Source organism: Limnohabitans sp. T6-5, from assembly GCF_003063315.1.
Taxonomy (GTDB): domain Bacteria; phylum Pseudomonadota; class Gammaproteobacteria; order Burkholderiales; family Burkholderiaceae_C; genus Limnohabitans_A.
In genome coordinates this window covers 356,879-373,191 of the sequence record NZ_NERV01000004.1, presented here as the reverse complement: position 1 = coordinate 373,191, position 16,313 = coordinate 356,879, and the positions used below count along the sequence as shown (strand labels likewise).

Genomic DNA, 16,313 nt, shown 5'->3' with positions numbered 1-16,313 from the left:
AGTCGCTGGGTTTGTCCGCTTCTGCAGACTGGGTGTCGCGTTCGGCCATGTGGGCCAGCGACATGAACGAAGCGGTTTCTCGCGTGGCGGGCTACGACCTGGTGAATCTGCGTGTGCGCCATCGCAGCCAATGGGGCTCGGTGCGACTGGAGGCCTGGGCCGGTGTGGACAATTTGATGGACCGACAGTATGTGGGCTCGGTCATCGTGAATCAGGCCACAACGCAATACTTCGAGCCCGGCTTGCCCCGCAATTGGATGACGGGCATCAAGGTGTCGGTGCCCCTGTGAACATCACAGCGTTGTATCCGGTAATGTCGGACTCTTCGAGTGCCGACCTGCGGGAGACCCTGCGGTCTTGTAGGTCGGTGGTGGCAGACCCCGACAACTGCATGACAGGTATCAATGTGTCCGTGCCCTTGTGATGTCCGCGCATTCTCTACTTCGTGGGTTGGCCTATTCTGGCGGCTGACGTTCAACAGGCCCTTCGGGGCCTTTTTTTACGTTTGCGCACCTGCCTATGAAATCATTTGCCGTCACAGTTTGTGGCAGTGTCACAGACTGATGCAGTCGGGGTGACAGTCAAGCTGACACAGTTGATTCATGACGGCGCATAAACACTGGGGATGGGGCGATTTTTGGCGTGGCATGGAAGTTGAGACAGTTGAAACAGCCACATCGGCTATCCACGTTTCAAACTGTTAAGAGGACGACAAACATGATCTACGCAGCACCTGGCGCCGCTGGCGCCAAAATTCAATACAAAGCCCGTTACGACAACTTCATCGGTGGCCAATTTGTAGCCCCGGTCAAGGGCCAATACTTCGATGTGATCACGCCCATCAGCGGCAAGGTCTACACACAGGCTGCACGCTCTGACGCTGCCGACATTGAGCTGGCGCTGGACGCCGCCCACAAAGCCGCTGACGCCTGGGGCAAGACATCGCCCACCGAGCGCAGCAACATCTTGCTCAAGATTGCTGACCGCATCGAAGCCAACCTCGAAATTCTGGCTTACGCTGAAACCGTGGACAACGGCAAAGCCATCCGCGAAACGCTCAACGCCGACATTCCACTCACGGTGGACCACTTCCGTTACTTCGCAGGCTGCGTGCGTGCGCAAGAAGGCGCGCTGTCTGACATCGATGAAAACACTGTGGCTTATCACTACCACGAGCCGCTGGGCGTGGTGGGTCAGATCATTCCCTGGAACTTCCCGATCCTGATGGCCGCCTGGAAACTGGCTCCCGCTTTGGGCGCTGGTAACTGCGTCGTGCTCAAGCCCGCTGAATCGACCCCCATCTCCATCCTGGTGCTGGCCGAATTGATCGCTGACCTCTTGCCTCCAGGCGTGCTCAACATCGTCAACGGTTATGGCCGCGAAGCCGGTATGCCTTTGGCCACCAGCAAGCGCATCGCCAAGATCGCGTTCACGGGCTCCACTTCTACAGGCCGCGTGATCGCGCAGGCAGCAGCCAACAACTTGATTCCCGCCACGCTGGAACTGGGCGGCAAGTCGCCCAACATCTTCTTTGCCGACATCATGGACAAAGACGACGGTTTCCTCGACAAAGCCATCGAAGGCATGGTGCTGTTCGCCTTCAACCAGGGTGAGGTGTGCACCTGCCCATCGCGTGCACTCATCCAAGAAAGCATCTACGACAAGTTCATGGAGCGTGTCTTGAAGCGCGTGGCCGCCATCAAGCACCAGAACCCATTGGACACCGACAGCATGATGGGCGCGCAAGCCTCCAAAGAGCAGTTGACCAAGATCTTGACTTACCTCGATTTGGGCAAGCAAGAAGGTGCCGAAGTCTTGGCCGGTGGTGAACAAGCCCACTTGGGCGGTGACCTCGAAGGCGGCTACTACGTGCAGCCCACGCTGTTCAAGGGCCACAACAAAATGCGCATCTTCCAGGAAGAAATCTTTGGCCCCGTGTTGGCCGTGACCACCTTCAAGGACGAAGCCGAAGCGCTGGCCATTGCCAACGACACGCTGTACGGTTTGGGCGCTGGCGTGTGGAGCCGCAACGGCAATGTGGCCTACCGCATGGGCCGCGCCATCAAGGCCGGTCGCGTGTGGACCAACTGCTACCACGCCTACCCAGCACACGCGGCGTTTGGTGGCTACAAAGAGTCCGGCATTGGCCGCGAAACCCACAAGGTCATGCTCGACCACTACCAACAAACCAAGAACTTGCTGGTCAGCTACAGCGAGAGCAAGCTGGGTTTCTTCTGATCGACCAAATCGGTCTGCATCACAGGGGCGGAGCGATCCGCCCCTTTTTGTCTTGGATTGCCGAAGGAGATGAACATGGTTGAACGTGTGGTGGCCACGCCCGAAGCGCTGGCCCTGATCAATGAGCTGCAAACCCAATATGGCGAGCTGATGTTTCACCAGTCGGGCGGCTGCTGCGACAACAGCGCAGCCAATTGCTATTTGCCCACCGACCTGACGATCGGGCCTTATGACGTGAAGCTGGGTGAAGTGGGCGGCGTGCCGTTCTACATCAGCAAATCGCAATACGAATACTGGAAGCACACCCAGCTGATTCTGGATGTGATCGAAGGCTCGGGCGGCACGTTTTCGCTCGAGGGCAACACAGGCAAGGCTTTTCACACCCGCTCGCGCCTGTTCACTGACCAAGAGTGGGCCGCGATCGAGCCGCAGGTTTTGTCAGATCTGGGCTGATATCAGGACGGGGGCATTTTTGTAAGCCCCGCTTCATGCCCGTCACCCACAATACTTGGCCATTATTCGGAGTCATCATGCTGGAGCGCCTTGTTTATCGGTCAAAAGCCACCCACAAACTGGGCAGCTTGCATTTGTTCAATTTGTTGTTGCAGTGCAGAAAACGCAACCGTGAATTGGGCATCACTGGGCATTTGCTCTATACCGAAGAAATCTTTGTCCAGTGCATTGAGGGCCCACCTGATGCGGTTGAAGTCTTGTGGCGAAGCCTCAAGCACGATGACCGGCATTACAACCTGGAGCTGCTTTCGCGTGGCCCTGAATCGTCGCGGCGATTTGGCGATTGGTCCATGGCGTTTTCCACTTATGCCCACTTCAACAAATACGAGATCCCGGGCTTTTTCCCGGTTGACGAGGCTGGCATGAGCGAGGCCGCTCAGCGGTGCGCCGCATTGGCGCTGGCCTGAGGTGTAGCAAGCGCACGCTCAACGGCCGGTCAAACCCCAGTGTCATAATCGCGCCCTATGACTTTCTTGCAGTCCCTGCGCAACGCCCACCGCCTCACCCGCTTCGTGCTGGTGTGGTTTGCGTTGTTTGTCGGGGTGGCGGTGGCTTCGCCGCTGGTCAAGAACGAAGCCGTGCATCTGGTTTGCACCGCCATCGGTGGCGTGAAGCTGGTGCAGCCTGATGCCGCTGGCGATGAGGTGAGTGGTGCCGCATTGCACACCGCGCTCGACTGCCCCGCCTGCCTGCCCCTGATCGCGCCCCCTGTGGCCGACATGTTGGCCCCCTTGCCAACGGGCAACTTGTCTCATGTTTTGAAGCCCCTGCCTGCTGCTCGGCTGGCCAGTTTGCTGGGGCAACCCTGGCAAGCCCGCGCACCCCCTTCCTTTTTGGCCTGAAACACGGCCCCCTGAATCGCTTGGGGGTTGATCGGTTTCGTCGACTACCTGTGCCTGTGCATCCCGTTTCAAGGGGCTTGCTGTGTGCACTGTCTGTACCTCTTCATTTGTTCACCAACCACCAGGAGCGTTTCATGTCCCGTCTCGTTTTGTCTGTGTCTGCCCTTTTCGTTTCATTGACCGTGTCCTTGGCCGCCCAAGCCCAGGTCACCGTGAAAGACGCCTGGGTGCGCGCCACCGTGCCTCAGCAAAAAGCCACCGGTGCCTTCATGCAACTGCAGTCGGCGCAAGACGCCAAACTGCTGTCGGCCGAATCGCCTGTGGCGGGTGTGGTCGAGGTGCACGAAATGTCCATGGACGGCGGCGTCATGAAAATGCGTGCGGTGCCCAGCTTGGCTTTGCCCGCAGGCAAAGCGGTCGAGCTCAAGCCCGGCGGCTACCACGTCATGCTGATGGATCTGAAAGGCCAAGTCAAAGACGGTGACACCGTGCCCGTGACACTGGTGGTGGAAGGCAAAGATGGCAAACGCCAATCTGTGGAATTGAAAGTGCCTGCCCGCACGGCTGCTGCACCGGCCATGAACCACGGCGCAGGCCAGATGCACAAGCACTGAACGGTCTGAGCGCTGACCACTGACCTGCCCATGAACACGACCACAACTCAGCTACGCCGTCTGGCCCGCCTTGTGCTGGTCTGGTACGTGCTGTTTGTGGGAGTGTCGGTGTTGGCGGCCACGCTGCAGCCCAAAACCATGGACGTGGTGTGCTCCAGCATGGGCCTCATGAAAGTGGTGGTGCAAGGTGAGGGCGGAGACGCCCAAGTGCGCAGCAGCATGGACTGCCCGCTGTGTGCCCACGCCACGCCAGCTCTGCCGCCACCCACGGTGGCCGCTCTGGCCCATGTGCCTGATGCCCGCTCGCACATCGTGCAGCGTCTGCCCGAGGCCGTGCTGATCGCACGCACGGCCCCGCCTTTGCCCTCTCGCGGGCCGCCTGTTTTCAATTGATCTTTGTTGAACCGGACTGAACACCGCCAGGTGTTCGGCGCTTGTTGTCACTGCTGAGTTGTGTCTTGGCCGTGACCGATCCATTTGAAACTTGCCATGAAAAATACCCTCTCTCTTTCTCCTTTGTCTTTGGCCGTGTACGGCCTCTTAGCCAACATGCTCTCCAGCCTGAGTGGCCACGCTGTGGCCCAAACTTCAACAGCGCTGGACACCATCGTGGTGTCGGGTTCGCGCTCAGAAACCAAACTGTCCGAAACCCCTGTGTCGATTGGCTCGGTCAGCCGTTCTCAGTGGGACGCCGATAAACCCAAATCGGTGGGTGAGATCATCAACCGCATTCCGGGTGTGCACTGGAACGATCTGGGCAACGAGCAGCACAGCATGGCCATTCGCCAGCCCATCAGCACCAATGCGGTCTACCAGTACTTGGAAGATGGCATCCCGATCCGTCCATTGGGTGTGTTCAACCACAACGCCCTGAACGAAAACAACATGAACGGCTCGGGCGGCGTCGAGGTGGTCAAGGGTGCTGCATCTTCCCTGTACGGCAGCAACGCTGTGGGCGGGGCGGTCAACTTTTTGACGCAACGCGCCTCCCGCACGCCCACCGGCTACGTGGGCATTCGACACGACAACACCGATGGGTTCACCCGCGTGGACTCTGGTGCGAGCAACACCTGGGGTGATCTGGGTTTGCGTTTCTCGCACTACAGCTCGCAACGCGACACCAACAACTGGCAGCAGTACAGCGGGGGCAAAAAAGACTCGTTCACCCTGCGTGGCGACTACACCCTGAACGACAAATCCTGGTTGCGTGCCTCGCTGGTGCACACCAATCTGGACTCGGACACGCCCGGCAGTTTGTTTGAAAACGACTTCCGCGCCAACCCGGGCAAAAGCATCAACACCTTCACTTGGCGCAAAGACAAAACCACCCGCGCCAATTTGGCCTGGGAAGGCGAAACCACGCAAGGTGGCTTGACCACGGTGACGCTGTTTGCCCGCAACAACGACCATGGTCAGTTGCCCAACTACACGATCAAAAATTGTGGTGCACCTACCGACCCCAGCAAGCGTTGCGCGGCATCTTCCACAAAACCTGCTACTTATTTGCCGAATGGGTTTGTTGTGGGGACGATCAACAACAACCACGTCGAATCGCTGGGCGTGGACGTGAAGCATGAACAAAAGCTCGACTGGCTGCGTGCCCGCCTGGTCACAGGCGTCTACATTGACCGCAGCCAGAACGACTATGTGTCGGACAACCTGAAAGTGGTGCGCGATGTGCCCACTGGCCGCTACACCAGCTACACCTTGAACAGCGTGGCCAACCCCAGCGGCGTGCGCAACTACGGTGCGGGTATTGCCAACGATGCCGCGTTTGCACAGCTGGAGTTCAGTCCGAGTGAGCAGTTCCGCTTGGTGGCCGGAGGCCGTTATGACAGCATCCGCTACGACTTCAAAAACAATCTGACGCCGGATGCCAATTACGGTGCCGCCAACGAGGTGCGCAGCTTTGCCAAGTTCAGCCCCAAGCTCGGCGCGACTTACGCCCTCAGTCCCACCAGCAGCCTTTACAGCAATCTGAGCATGGGCTTCACACCGCCCGAAGTCAGTCAGCTGTATGGCAAGACCGCCATTCCTGATTTGAATTCAGCCACCTACGACAACGTCGAGGTGGGCTGGCGCGCTCTGTTGGCCTCGGGCATTCGCCTCGATTCGGCGTTGTACCAACTCAATGGCAAGGACACCATCGTGTCCTACACCTCTGAAATTGGCGACAGCTACAACAAGAACGCAGGCAACACACGCAGCCGGGGCCTGGAGTTGAGCCTGAACCAGGATCTGCGTGAATGGGACTGGCGCGTGGGCGCGACCTGGGCCGAGCACACCTTTGTGTCTTACCGCGTGAGCGACAAAGTGGGGGCGATCGAAGACTATTCTGGCAAAGACATGCCACAGGCCCCCAACCACACCATCACCGCCCAAGTCGGCTGGAAATTCACGCCTTCATCGCGTGTAGCCTTGGGTCTGGTCAAGCAAGGCAGCTATTGGATGAACAACGCCAACACGCTGCGTTACGCGGGCCACACCCTGCTCAACCTGACGGCCAGCCACAAGTTGGCCGATGGCTGGGAAGTCTGGGGACAGGTGCGCAACCTGACCGATAAGCTGTATTCGGACAACGCGTCCAGCAGTTACAAAAGCGGCGCTTACACACCGAACACGCAAAACACCTATGCCGCTGGTGCGCCACGCAGCGTCATGCTGGGTTTGACCAAGTCGTTTGGTCAACGTTGACGTGAAGCTTGACTGGCGATGATTTGTTTAAAAGTGACGATCACTTCGCCAGCCTGTATGGATCCGGGACGCTGAAGTTTGAAATGAGTGAGAAATGTCATCTTGTAGGTCGGTACTCGCAGAGTCCGACATGATGGGTTTGGGCACAGGCCCATGTCGGAGTCTTCGACCGCCGACCTACAACATCTTTGTGCATTGAAAACTTCACGGGGCCGAATCAATCATTCAATCACCCCTATTTGGTAGAGAAGTCCATGAAATTTTTGAACCGTTGGTGTGCAGTGTTGGGCCTGGCGATGGCTTGGCTGTCTGTGGCTCCGCAGGCTGGGGCGCAAGATGCTGTCAAGGATGCCATCAAACCCGCTGCGACTTCACAGCACCGCCACCAGCGACCGCAACTGGCCACGGGCGCGGCCATTGCGCCCGATGGTCGTTTGTGGGTGGTGGGCTTGAATGCACAAGCGCAGCTTTTTGTGCAAAGCACACCTTTGGGGGGGCAATTGCAGTGGAGCGAAGCACGCATCCAGAACACTGCCGCTGACCCAATTGCGGCCGACGGCGAAAGCCGTCCAAAAATAGCGTTTGGCCCCAATGGCTGGGCGGTGATCAGCTACACCATGCCGCTGACCAAGCCTTACACGGGCTTCATCCGCATGTTGCGCAGCAACGATGGCGGGCAAACATTCAGTGCGCCTTTCACGGTGCACCAGGACCGGCAGGAAATCACCCACCGCTTTGAATCGGTGGCCTTTGACGCGCAAGGCGTGCTGCACACGCTGTGGGTGGACAAGCGCGACCAACCGCCCAAAGGCTCGGCGCAAAAATATGCAGGTGCCGCGATTTACCGCAACGAGTCCAAGGACGGTGGTCAGACTTTTGGCCCCGACACCAAAGTGGCCGACCACTCGTGTGAGTGTTGCCGCATTGGCTTGGCCCGCAACCCGCAAGGCCAACTGCAAGCCACCTGGCGGCATGTGTTCGACAGCAGCACGCGAGACCATGCTTTTGCCAGCGTAGGTGCCCCGGCCAATCGCATCACCCGCAGCACGCACGACGACTGGCAGATCAACGCTTGTCCGCACCACGGTCCCGGTTTGGCACTCAACGCAGGCACTTCGGGCTATCACACCGTCTGGTTTGGCATTCGAAAAGTGAATGGGCAAGATCAACCCGCCGTGCGTTATGCCCGCCTGAACGCACATGGTGAGCCCCTGGCCGATACCGTGCGGGTGTTGCCCGATGCGCGTGCAGAACACGCCGATGTGATGGCTGATGGCCAAAACCTGGCCGTGGTCTGGCGCAGCAGCGAAGGGGCGCAGACCACACTCAAGGCCTGGCTGTCGACCGATGGCGGTCAGAACTTCACCCTCAAAACCCTGGGCCAAGCCACGGGTTACAACGACCACCCGCGCCTGGCCCAAAGTGGCGCGCGCATGGTGGTGGTTTGGCGCAACACGCAGGAGACGCAAGTCCATGACATCCGCTTTTAAATCAACTGCACTTGCCATCTGCACCGCAGCACTCTGCCTGAGTGCCTCTGTGACGCGGGCGCAAGCACACCACCACGCACACCCCCAAGGGCCAGCCAAGACCCCTGCGCAGCGCACAGTGCTGCCTTTCGATGAGAAAACTTGGGAGCATGCTTTGCAACACGGCCCACGCCCTGCGGCTTACTTGTTCACCACCTCGTATTGCAGCACCTGTCCTGCCGCGTTTGCGGTGCTGCACAAGGCAGTGCAACAGCGCAAAGACAAGCCCGAACTCAATGCCGTCATGATGGATGTGGTCGGCCCGCAGGCACTGCGCCACGCTGCGCACTTCAAGGGCATGACCCATATGTACGCCTTTGACGGATTCGAGCCCGCCATCCGGCAGGCGGTTGACCCTGCCTGGCCCAACGTCACGCCCTATGTGGTGCTGGTGGATGCCAAAGGCCAGACCCAAAGGGTGATCGGACCCCCTGCGCCGATCATGCTCAAGCGCTGGTTGTCGCCTGCTTGAAGCGTTCTGACAGGTCGACATGACCTGACAAGACCCGCCGCCGATGCGCGCCAGCGCCGAATGCCCATGACAATTTGGCCAGCTTTTCGCAGCGAGATGGGTATGCCGGGTATGGGCAACTGTGTCGCACCTACGCTCAGCCTCGCAGACAAGGGCAAACGTCCTCAAGCGTTGAATTCACTACTCTGCCCGTGGCTATGATGGAGGGCCAGATGACTTGGCGCAAGCACCAACAGACACGAATCTGATGGGTCTGCGCTGTGGGCGCTTGCTGATATTCAGTTTGTAGGGTTTGGGGTAAGCTTTTTGGGGTAAGCTTGATTTGATGAATTCGGTGAATTCGAAATTTCTCCAAGGAGCGCCCATGAGTGACCCCAATGCTTTCGGATTTGGTCAATTTGTACCGGGATTTGATTTTTTGAAAAACCTCACACAATCCGCCGCCAAGGCGCAGCCTGCGACTGGTGCCATGCCTGGCATGGCCAGTTGGGTCGCGCCTACTTTGAGCGTTGAAGAGATTGACAAGCGCATCCAGGAGCTCAAGGCGGTGCAGTTCTGGCTGGACCAGAACGCCACGGCGCTCAAAGCCACCATCCAGGCGATGGAGGTGCAAAAGATGACCTTGTCGACGCTGCAAAGCATGAACGTCAACATGAGTGATCTGGCCAAAGCGTTCACAGCCAAGCCACCGGAGGCGCAAGCCTCAGCGTCCCCGGCTGATGCGGCCCCCAAACCAGAGTTCGCCTCGGCCCCCAAAAGCTCACTGTTTTCACCCAAGCCCAAAGCAGATGCCGAACCCGCGCCATCACCCGATGTGGCACAGGCTGCAACACCGGATGGCGCGGCGCAGGCCGAAGCGCAGTCAGCCGATGCGGCCGCACCATCTGCCGTGGACCCCATGCAGTGGTGGAATGCCCTGACCCAGCAGTTTCAGACCATCGCCAGCACCGCTTTGAAAGATGTGGCCGCTGAAGCGATGAAGGCAGGCCTGTCCGACAAAGAAAGTGGCGTCAAACAAAAATCATCGGCTAAGGCGAAATCTGCCAGCCCCCGAAGTGCCAAGCCTGCTGCGGCACCCAGCACAGAGACCCAGGCCACGAAAAGCAAGGTCAAATCAGTCAGCACGACCGCAGCCAAAAAGGCGCCGCGCAAAAGGCCTGCAGCCCAACGCAGCCCCGCATGAAACTGTTCCCCTTCGGTCATGCCACCCACCCGCAGTGGCGCATGGCTGCGGGCTTGGTGCTGGCCCAGTTGCGGGCACAAATGAGCTTGCCCGATTTCGCCAGCCAAGCCCAGCTGGCGCTGCTCTACATCACGGACCACTACGCCAACCAGGCCCAGGCTTTGCTTGATCACCTGCGTCAGGAATTGCCAAATGTGAGCGATTGGGCGGGCACCACGGGCGTGGGCATTGCCGTCAACAACGCCGAATACTTTGACGAACCGGCCATGGCCGTGATGCTGTGCGACTTGCCACCCGAGCATTACCGCGTGTTCTCTGGCGCAGCGCCTTTGCCCGCCCATTGGGCCGCCGATGCCGCGCTGGTGCATGCCGACCCGGGCACCCCGGAACTGGCCGAGCTGGTGGCCGAGATGGCGCAGCGCACGCAACAAGGTTATTTGTTTGGCGGTCTCACCTCAAGCCGCACACGCCATGTTCAGTTCGCGGTGAATCAGGGCGATCTGGCGGGGCGCGGGGTGTTGGAAGGTGGCTTGAGTGGCGTGGCTTTCTCGCCAGAGGTGGGGCTCATTTCACGCGTGACGCAAGGCTGCCAGCCCATTTCACCCGAGCGTGAAATCACTGAAGCTGAACAGCATGTGGCCCTTCAGTTGGGTGACGCGCCAGCGCTGGAGGCCTTGCTGGCCGATTTGAAGGTGTCACTGAGCGAGCCTCAAAAAGCCATCGAGGCGGTGCGCGCCACCCTGGTGGGCTTGAGCCTGCCCGGCGTGGTCAGCGTTCAGCGCACGGGCCAGCTGGGCGCCGACGTGCTGGTGCGCCACATCGTGGGCCTGGACCCGGCGCGTCAAGGGGTCGTGATTGCAGAGAACCTGGAGCTCGGCATGCGCCTGGCGTTTTGCCGCCGCGATGTGCAAGCCGCCCGAGCCGATTTGGTGCGCGTTTGCGCTGAAATTCGTGAAGAGCTGGAGCCCGATGTTTTGTCCATCGAGGCCCTCAACGCCTTGACCGAAGACCCTGTGTCGACCTTGCCGCTGCCCGGCCAACGCATCGCTGGCGCCGTGTACGTGAGCTGCACCGGACGCGGCGGCCCCCACTTTGGTGGCCCCAGCGCCGAGATGCAAATCATCCGCCACGCTCTGGGCGATGTGCCCTTGGTCGGCTTTTTTGCCGCAGGCGAAATCGCACGCCACCACCTGTACGGCTACACCGGCGTTCTGACCGTGTTCACCCATCCCACGAGTCCCCCAACCACGCCGTAGGTCGGCACTCGCAGAGTCCGACAACTCCCCGATCACCCACAACGCTTGCCTGGGCACGAGCCGCTGGCACGTCAACGTCGGGGTCTTCGACCGACGACCTACAAAATACAAGGTGCATCTCGTAGGGCGGTACTCGCAGAGTCCGACACTTCCCCGATCACCCGCACCGCTTGCATGGGCGCGAGCCCCTTTGCGCGTCAACGTCGGGGTCTTCGACCACCGACCTACAAAATACAAAGTGCCTCTTATTGATTCGGCCCGATGAAGTTTGCATGAACGCATTTTTTTGTGGGAGCGGCGCCCTCGCCGCGATTGAGCCTCGCAGACCACCACCCATCGCCCCGAGGGCGGGGCTCCCACACTGATCGCAGAGCTGATCGCTATACCAAGTAAAGCCTTTCACTTCAAACTTCACAGGGCCGGATCTATAGTAGGTCGGTACTCGCAGAGTCCGACAGCTGCTGGTTCAGCGCCGCAGTGTCTGGAAGGCCTCGAACTCCCAGCGGCGCATCGCCAAGAGCAAGGTGTAGCCCTCGCGGTGGTCGTGGCTAAGTTTCTGGTCGGACTGGTGCTGCATCGCAAAGTCTTGCGCCACACGCTGCAGGCGTTCCAGAAATGATGGTGCCAAGGCCCGGCTGATGCTGCCATGCACCAGCAAGAGCCCCTCGCCTTGCGCATCAAAACCCCCCGAAAAATAGTCCAGCAAAGCGTGCTCGCGGAAATACTCCATCACCGGGCCATGGGGGCGCCAGCGAAAGGTTTTGGCCAACTGCAGGCGGTAACGGTTGAGCGGGCGCAACTCGATGATGCCGATCCGGTCCAGCTGCGCCAGGTAGCGGATGCAGTCGGCATCGCTGAGCTGGTAGTAGGCGGTGATCTGCTCCAGGGACCACTGGCTGAGCACGCAAATGGCCACCAGCATCAGCTTTTTGTCGGCCACCACGGCCCGCTCTTGCTCTTGGCTCAGTTCGCTCAACAGGGGCTGCGCGTCTGCCACGCGCCGGGCCAGTTCTGCAAAGTCCAGCTTCAAGGCCCGGCAGACCTCATCGACGCGGGACAACGACATGTCCGCCTTGGCCAGCATGCGCTTGACGCTGGACTCGGCCATGCCGAGGGCGACGGCCAGGTCGGCATAGGTCATGCCGGTGGCTTTGAGTTCTTGCTTGATGGCTTTGACCAGATCGGCGGTGGTGCTCATGGGTATTGAAATTTGATACTGGATGAACTTGGACTCTGCACTTTAATCAATAAATCACCTCTTTCAGAGCTTGTGCACTTGAAACTTCAGCACATGTTTGTTGTGCCTGGAGGCCTTGCGATGTCTTTTTCTACTTTTTCAACAACTGCAACAGTCTGGCCGGGGGCTTCTGACGATGCCGCCGTCGGTGTCGGGACCCAAGTGCTTTTGCTTTGGGCGCTGCTGTGGTGCTTGAGTCTGTTCATCGACCCGCAGTGGCTCGCCTCCTTGGGTTTGTCCTTGAACGCCCACGGTCACACCCACCTGCACGCCCATGGGCACCCGTTTGTCGATGCGCGCAGCTGGGGCGGCATTCCAAACACCCTGGATGTGCTGAGCAACCTGCCCATGTTGGGGGTGGGGCTGTGGGGTGTGGGTCGCATTCACCTCACAGTGCCCCGCACGTCGTTGGCCAGAAGGCCCGCCATGCTGGCGTTTGTGGGCCTGGTGCTGACTTGGGCGGGGTCTACGGTTTATCACTGGTATCCCGCGCCTGCCACGCTGGTGCTGGACCGACTGGGCATGGCCGTGACCTTTGCCGGGGTGTTGGGCTGGGCAGTGGCCGAGCGCTTGCAAGTGGTTTGGGCTTTCCGCTTGGCTTGGTGTGTCATGGTCGCCGGTAGCGTGTCTGCCGCCTTGCCGTTGTGGGGCGGCCAAGTCATGCCTTGGGCAGTCTTGCAGTTTGGCGGCCTGGCGTTGGTGTTGGCGCATGCGGCCTTGACGCTGCGTGAGAGGGCTGATCGGTGGTCGTTCAATTCACCTTGGCTGGCGCTGGTGGGTTTTTATGTGCTGGCCAAGTGGCTGGAGCTGCAGGATGAGCAGATCTTCATCTGGACCCATCTACAGATCGCCGGGCACACGCTCAAACACCTGGCGGCGGCCTGTGCGCTGTTGCCTTTGGCGTTGTCCATCACAGACTGCGGCAAAATGCCCAGCCAACAGGCGTTCGACAGAAACGCCATCTGAATACACAGGGAGAACACACATGTCCAATTCGAATGCCCTGGCCGCTGCGGCCATCCATGAGCATCCCAGCCAGTTCGCCTTGCTGAGCCAAAAGCGCTTTGCACCGTTTTTTTGGGTGCAGTTTCTGGGGGCGGGCAATGACAACGTCTTCAAGTTCGCCTTCACGGTGCTGGTGACCTACCAGCTGCAAGTGCAGTGGTTGCCAGCGTCCATGGCGGGGCTGGTCATTGGGGCCTTGTTCATCTTGCCCTTTTTGCTGTTTTCTGCGACCAGCGGCCAGTTGGCCGACAAATACCCCAAGGAGGTGCTGATCCGCTTTGTCAAAAATCTGGAGATCGGCATCATGCTGCTGGCCGGTTGGGGCTTTGTGCAGCAAAACGTGCCGATGCTGTTGACCTGTGTGTTTTTGATGGGCTTGCACAGCACGCTGTTTGGGCCGGTCAAATTTGCCTACTTGCCCCAGCACTTGACCGAGCGTGAACTCACCGGGGGCAATGGCATGGTCGAGATGGGCACCTTTGTGGCCATCTTGCTGGGCAATGTGGCGGGCGGTTTGCTGATCGCGCTGCCGCTGGTCGGGCCGATTTATGTGGGCGTGGCGTGTGTGGCGCTGGCCTTGCTTGGGCGTGTACTGGCGCAGGCCGTGCCGGTTTCGCCCGCCACCGACCCCGCCTTGTCGATCAACTGGAACCCTTTCACCGAAACCTGGCGCAACTTGAAGCTTGCGCACACAAATGTGGTGGTGTTTCGCTCGCTGCTGGGCATCAGCTGGATGTGGTTTTTTGGCGCAGTGTTTCTCAGCCAGTTTCCGGCGTTTGCGCGTGATGTCTTGCATGGCAACGAACAAGTGGCCTCCTTGTTGCTGGTGGTGTTCTCGGTGGGCATTGGTGCGGGCGCCTTGCTGTGCGAAATCCTGAGCCGTCGCCATGTCGAAATCGGCCTGGTGCCGCTGGGGGCCATTGGCATGACCGTGTTCGCGGTGGATTTGTACTTTGCCTCTCGCGGCTTGCCGCCTGCCTTTGCGACGCTCACGCTCGGCCAGTTCCTCGGCCAGCTGGCGCACTGGCGTGTGCTGGCCGATCTGGCTTTGCTCTCGCTGTTTGCGGGCATCTACAGCGTGCCCATGTACGCGCTCATTCAGATGCGCAGTCAGCCCACGCACCGTGCCCGCATCATTGCCGCCAACAACATCCTGAACGCGCTGTTCATGATTGCCAGCTCGGTGCTGGCCGGTCTCTTGCTGGGCGCGGGTTTTTCCATCAGCGAGTTGTTTCTGTGCATTGGTCTGCTCAATGCGGTGGTGGCCTTTTACATCTTCATGCTGGTGCCCGAATACCTGCTGCGCTTTGTGGCCTGGATGCTCACCCATGTGGTGTACCGCTTTCGGGTGCAAGGTGAAGCGCACATCCCCACCGAAGGTGCGGCCGTGCTGGCTTGCAACCATGTGAGTTTTGTCGATGCGGTGCTGCTCATGGCCGCCAGCCCGCGCCCGATCCGCTTTGTGATGGACCACCGCATCTTCAAAGTGCCGGTGCTGGGGTGGCTGTTCAAACTGGCCAAAGCCATTCCGATTGCGCCGCGCAGCGAAGACCCTGTGGCTTACGAAGCGGCTTTTCGCGAAGCCGCCCAGGTGCTGCGCGAAGGCGATTTGCTCGGCATCTTCCCCGAAGGCGGCATCACGCGCGATGGCAGCTTGCTGCCCTTCAAAGGCGGCATCATCAAAATCTTGGAACAAGCCCAGGCCGAAGGTCTGCAAGAGGTGAGCGTCATTCCCATGGCCCTGACCAACTTGTGGGGTTCGTACTTCAGTCGCATTGAACTGCGCAATGGCGAACCCACCGCCATGGTTCAACCCTTTCGCCGCGGCTGGCTCAATCCTGTAGGCCTGAATGTGGGCGAGGCTCTGCCTGCGCAAGCGGTGAGCCTGGACAACTTGCGGGAGCGGGTGTTGGGCTTGTCGGGTTGAGGTGACAAGGCTGTGGGTGTTTTGATGCAGCGCTCAGGATTGAATCAGACTGCGTACACCAGCCACTTGATCAGCAAGCTGCAGCTGCTGATTAACGACAAGGACTGGGACAGTGTGACGTATTTACTCATTCTGACGGTGAACGTCGCTGGGAGTGCACTGCCAAATATATGCAATAGGTTTCTAAATGGAAAATGAAAAAAATTCTTGGTTGTATGGCCTTTTCGGTTTGGACATTATTTTATTTCTTTATTTGTTATTTTTTTGGAACGCCAAAAAACATGTGCCGGCTGAAGAATATTCAAAATATAGGGCAATATGGATTTTGTCAATCGGTGCGAGTCTGCTGAGTGTTGTAATATTCAATTTTTTGGATAAGTATATTGCAATGTACTTGTGCCAAGTGATGGTGCTGTTTTCGTCAGCATTTTTGTTTTTGATGATGCTGAAAATCCAAGAAGGTAGTTTTTTAGGGCGGATATTGATTTGTGGGCCGTTAAAAAAACGCCTTTTGTCCAAGATAACTTTTTTCATTTTTATTGCGATAAGCGTTTATCTGTTTACAGCAATAAAGGAGGAGTCGATGGGTTCGATTTTTAAGTGGTATATGGCGGTTTGTTCATGTTTTATTGTCTCCGGTCGCTTGGCTGGATTGTTGTGGTTTAGAAAACATGAGGTGTGAAATGAGGAAATTCGGGGGCAGATCCCAATTTTTTTCCTCGTGCGCTGTACATGTGTTGCGCAAGCGATGGCGATTGGGATGGTTTTTTGCGAGGGCTGGCTCCCACCATGTGTGGGTCTGC

The 16,313-nt window shown here is 58.8% G+C and carries 15 protein-coding genes and 1 pseudogene; 15 read left to right on the top strand and 1 reads right to left on the bottom strand.

Going from position 1 to position 16,313, the window contains the following annotated elements; translation table 11 throughout:
• From B9Z51_RS17030 to B9Z51_RS16975, 12 genes and pseudogenes are all read left to right on the top strand, one after another.
• Positions 1 to 290: pseudogene (locus B9Z51_RS17030) on the top strand (TonB-dependent receptor); the annotation flags it as partial.
• A 427-nt stretch (positions 291 to 717) separates the two neighbouring features.
• Positions 718 to 2,238, top strand: a complete 1,521-nt coding sequence (locus B9Z51_RS17025; RefSeq protein ID WP_108376337.1) for an aldehyde dehydrogenase family protein — start codon at positions 718 to 720, stop codon at positions 2,236 to 2,238.
• Between the two features lie 75 nt (positions 2,239 to 2,313).
• On the top strand, positions 2,314 to 2,691 hold the full coding sequence (locus tag B9Z51_RS17020) for a DUF779 domain-containing protein (RefSeq protein ID WP_108376375.1): 378 nt from the start codon (positions 2,314 to 2,316) through the stop codon (positions 2,689 to 2,691).
• Between the two features lie 77 nt (positions 2,692 to 2,768).
• Positions 2,769 to 3,158 (top strand): BLUF domain-containing protein, encoded by a 390-nt coding sequence (locus tag B9Z51_RS17015; protein WP_158272919.1) that lies wholly within the window; start codon positions 2,769 to 2,771, stop codon positions 3,156 to 3,158.
• Positions 3,159 to 3,215: 57 nt separating this feature from the next.
• Positions 3,216 to 3,593: a DUF2946 domain-containing protein gene (locus B9Z51_RS17010; RefSeq protein WP_233255017.1), complete on the top strand. Its 378-nt coding sequence runs from the start codon at positions 3,216 to 3,218 to the stop codon at positions 3,591 to 3,593.
• Positions 3,594 to 3,727: 134 nt separating this feature from the next.
• Positions 3,728 to 4,207 (top strand): copper chaperone PCu(A)C, encoded by a 480-nt coding sequence (locus B9Z51_RS17005; RefSeq protein ID WP_108376373.1) that lies wholly within the window; start codon positions 3,728 to 3,730, stop codon positions 4,205 to 4,207.
• A 30-nt stretch (positions 4,208 to 4,237) separates the two neighbouring features.
• Positions 4,238 to 4,600, top strand: coding sequence for a DUF2946 family protein (locus B9Z51_RS17000; RefSeq protein ID WP_108376335.1), 363 nt, complete (start codon positions 4,238 to 4,240; stop codon positions 4,598 to 4,600).
• A 96-nt stretch (positions 4,601 to 4,696) separates the two neighbouring features.
• The gene (locus tag B9Z51_RS16995; protein ID WP_108376334.1) at positions 4,697 to 6,901 is read left to right on the top strand and encodes a TonB-dependent receptor; all 2,205 of its coding nucleotides are present in this window, start codon (positions 4,697 to 4,699) and stop codon (positions 6,899 to 6,901) included.
• A 254-nt stretch (positions 6,902 to 7,155) separates the two neighbouring features.
• Positions 7,156 to 8,391, top strand: a complete 1,236-nt coding sequence (locus B9Z51_RS16990; protein WP_233255016.1) for a hypothetical protein — start codon at positions 7,156 to 7,158, stop codon at positions 8,389 to 8,391.
• On the top strand, positions 8,375 to 8,902 hold the full coding sequence (locus B9Z51_RS16985; RefSeq protein WP_146187798.1) for a hypothetical protein: 528 nt from the start codon (positions 8,375 to 8,377) through the stop codon (positions 8,900 to 8,902). Before B9Z51_RS16990 ends, B9Z51_RS16985 begins: the two co-directional genes overlap by 17 nt.
• Positions 8,903 to 9,266: 364 nt before the next feature.
• Positions 9,267 to 10,085 (top strand): PhaM family polyhydroxyalkanoate granule multifunctional regulatory protein, encoded by an 819-nt coding sequence (locus tag B9Z51_RS16980; protein ID WP_108376332.1) that lies wholly within the window; start codon positions 9,267 to 9,269, stop codon positions 10,083 to 10,085.
• On the top strand, positions 10,082 to 11,341 hold the full coding sequence (locus B9Z51_RS16975) for an FIST N-terminal domain-containing protein (RefSeq protein ID WP_108376331.1): 1,260 nt from the start codon (positions 10,082 to 10,084) through the stop codon (positions 11,339 to 11,341). The genes B9Z51_RS16980 and B9Z51_RS16975 overlap by 4 nt, the downstream gene beginning before the upstream one ends.
• A 466-nt stretch (positions 11,342 to 11,807) precedes the next feature.
• Here B9Z51_RS16975 and B9Z51_RS16970 read toward each other — a convergent pair whose 3' ends face one another.
• Positions 11,808 to 12,539, bottom strand: coding sequence for a helix-turn-helix transcriptional regulator (locus tag B9Z51_RS16970; protein ID WP_108376330.1), 732 nt, complete (start codon positions 12,537 to 12,539; stop codon positions 11,808 to 11,810).
• Between the two features lie 120 nt (positions 12,540 to 12,659).
• On the opposite strand from B9Z51_RS16970, the gene B9Z51_RS16965 reads away from it, so the two are divergent.
• The 3 genes from B9Z51_RS16965 to B9Z51_RS16955 all read left to right on the top strand — a co-directional run bounded on the left by B9Z51_RS16965 (position 12,660) and on the right by B9Z51_RS16955 (position 16,192).
• The gene (locus B9Z51_RS16965) at positions 12,660 to 13,544 is read left to right on the top strand and encodes a hypothetical protein (protein ID WP_108376329.1); all 885 of its coding nucleotides are present in this window, start codon (positions 12,660 to 12,662) and stop codon (positions 13,542 to 13,544) included.
• A gap of 19 nt (positions 13,545 to 13,563) precedes the next feature.
• Complete coding sequence (locus tag B9Z51_RS16960) at positions 13,564 to 15,510, top strand: MFS transporter (protein WP_108376328.1); 1,947 nt, start codon at positions 13,564 to 13,566, stop codon at positions 15,508 to 15,510.
• Positions 15,511 to 15,697: 187 nt separating this feature from the next.
• Positions 15,698 to 16,192, top strand: a complete 495-nt coding sequence (locus B9Z51_RS16955) for a hypothetical protein (RefSeq protein WP_108376327.1) — start codon at positions 15,698 to 15,700, stop codon at positions 16,190 to 16,192.
• Positions 16,193 to 16,313: the final 121 nt, after the last annotated feature.

Coding starts and splice junctions, on each gene's coding strand:
- B9Z51_RS17025 (WP_108376337.1), top strand. CDS start 718: ATGATCTACGCAGCACCTGGCGCCGCTGGCGCCAAAATTCAATACAAA.
- B9Z51_RS17020 (WP_108376375.1), top strand. CDS start 2,314: ATGGTTGAACGTGTGGTGGCCACGCCCGAAGCGCTGGCCCTGATCAAT.
- B9Z51_RS17015 (WP_158272919.1), top strand. CDS start 2,769: ATGCTGGAGCGCCTTGTTTATCGGTCAAAAGCCACCCACAAACTGGGC.
- B9Z51_RS17010 (WP_233255017.1), top strand. CDS start 3,216: ATGACTTTCTTGCAGTCCCTGCGCAACGCCCACCGCCTCACCCGCTTC.
- B9Z51_RS17005 (WP_108376373.1), top strand. CDS start 3,728: ATGTCCCGTCTCGTTTTGTCTGTGTCTGCCCTTTTCGTTTCATTGACC.
- B9Z51_RS17000 (WP_108376335.1), top strand. CDS start 4,238: ATGAACACGACCACAACTCAGCTACGCCGTCTGGCCCGCCTTGTGCTG.
- B9Z51_RS16995 (WP_108376334.1), top strand. CDS start 4,697: ATGAAAAATACCCTCTCTCTTTCTCCTTTGTCTTTGGCCGTGTACGGC.
- B9Z51_RS16990 (WP_233255016.1), top strand. CDS start 7,156: ATGAAATTTTTGAACCGTTGGTGTGCAGTGTTGGGCCTGGCGATGGCT.
- B9Z51_RS16985 (WP_146187798.1), top strand. CDS start 8,375: ATGACATCCGCTTTTAAATCAACTGCACTTGCCATCTGCACCGCAGCA.
- B9Z51_RS16980 (WP_108376332.1), top strand. CDS start 9,267: ATGAGTGACCCCAATGCTTTCGGATTTGGTCAATTTGTACCGGGATTT.
- B9Z51_RS16975 (WP_108376331.1), top strand. CDS start 10,082: ATGAAACTGTTCCCCTTCGGTCATGCCACCCACCCGCAGTGGCGCATG.
- B9Z51_RS16970 (WP_108376330.1), bottom strand. CDS start 12,539: ATGAGCACCACCGCCGATCTGGTCAAAGCCATCAAGCAAGAACTCAAA.
- B9Z51_RS16965 (WP_108376329.1), top strand. CDS start 12,660: ATGTCTTTTTCTACTTTTTCAACAACTGCAACAGTCTGGCCGGGGGCT.
- B9Z51_RS16960 (WP_108376328.1), top strand. CDS start 13,564: ATGTCCAATTCGAATGCCCTGGCCGCTGCGGCCATCCATGAGCATCCC.
- B9Z51_RS16955 (WP_108376327.1), top strand. CDS start 15,698: ATGGAAAATGAAAAAAATTCTTGGTTGTATGGCCTTTTCGGTTTGGAC.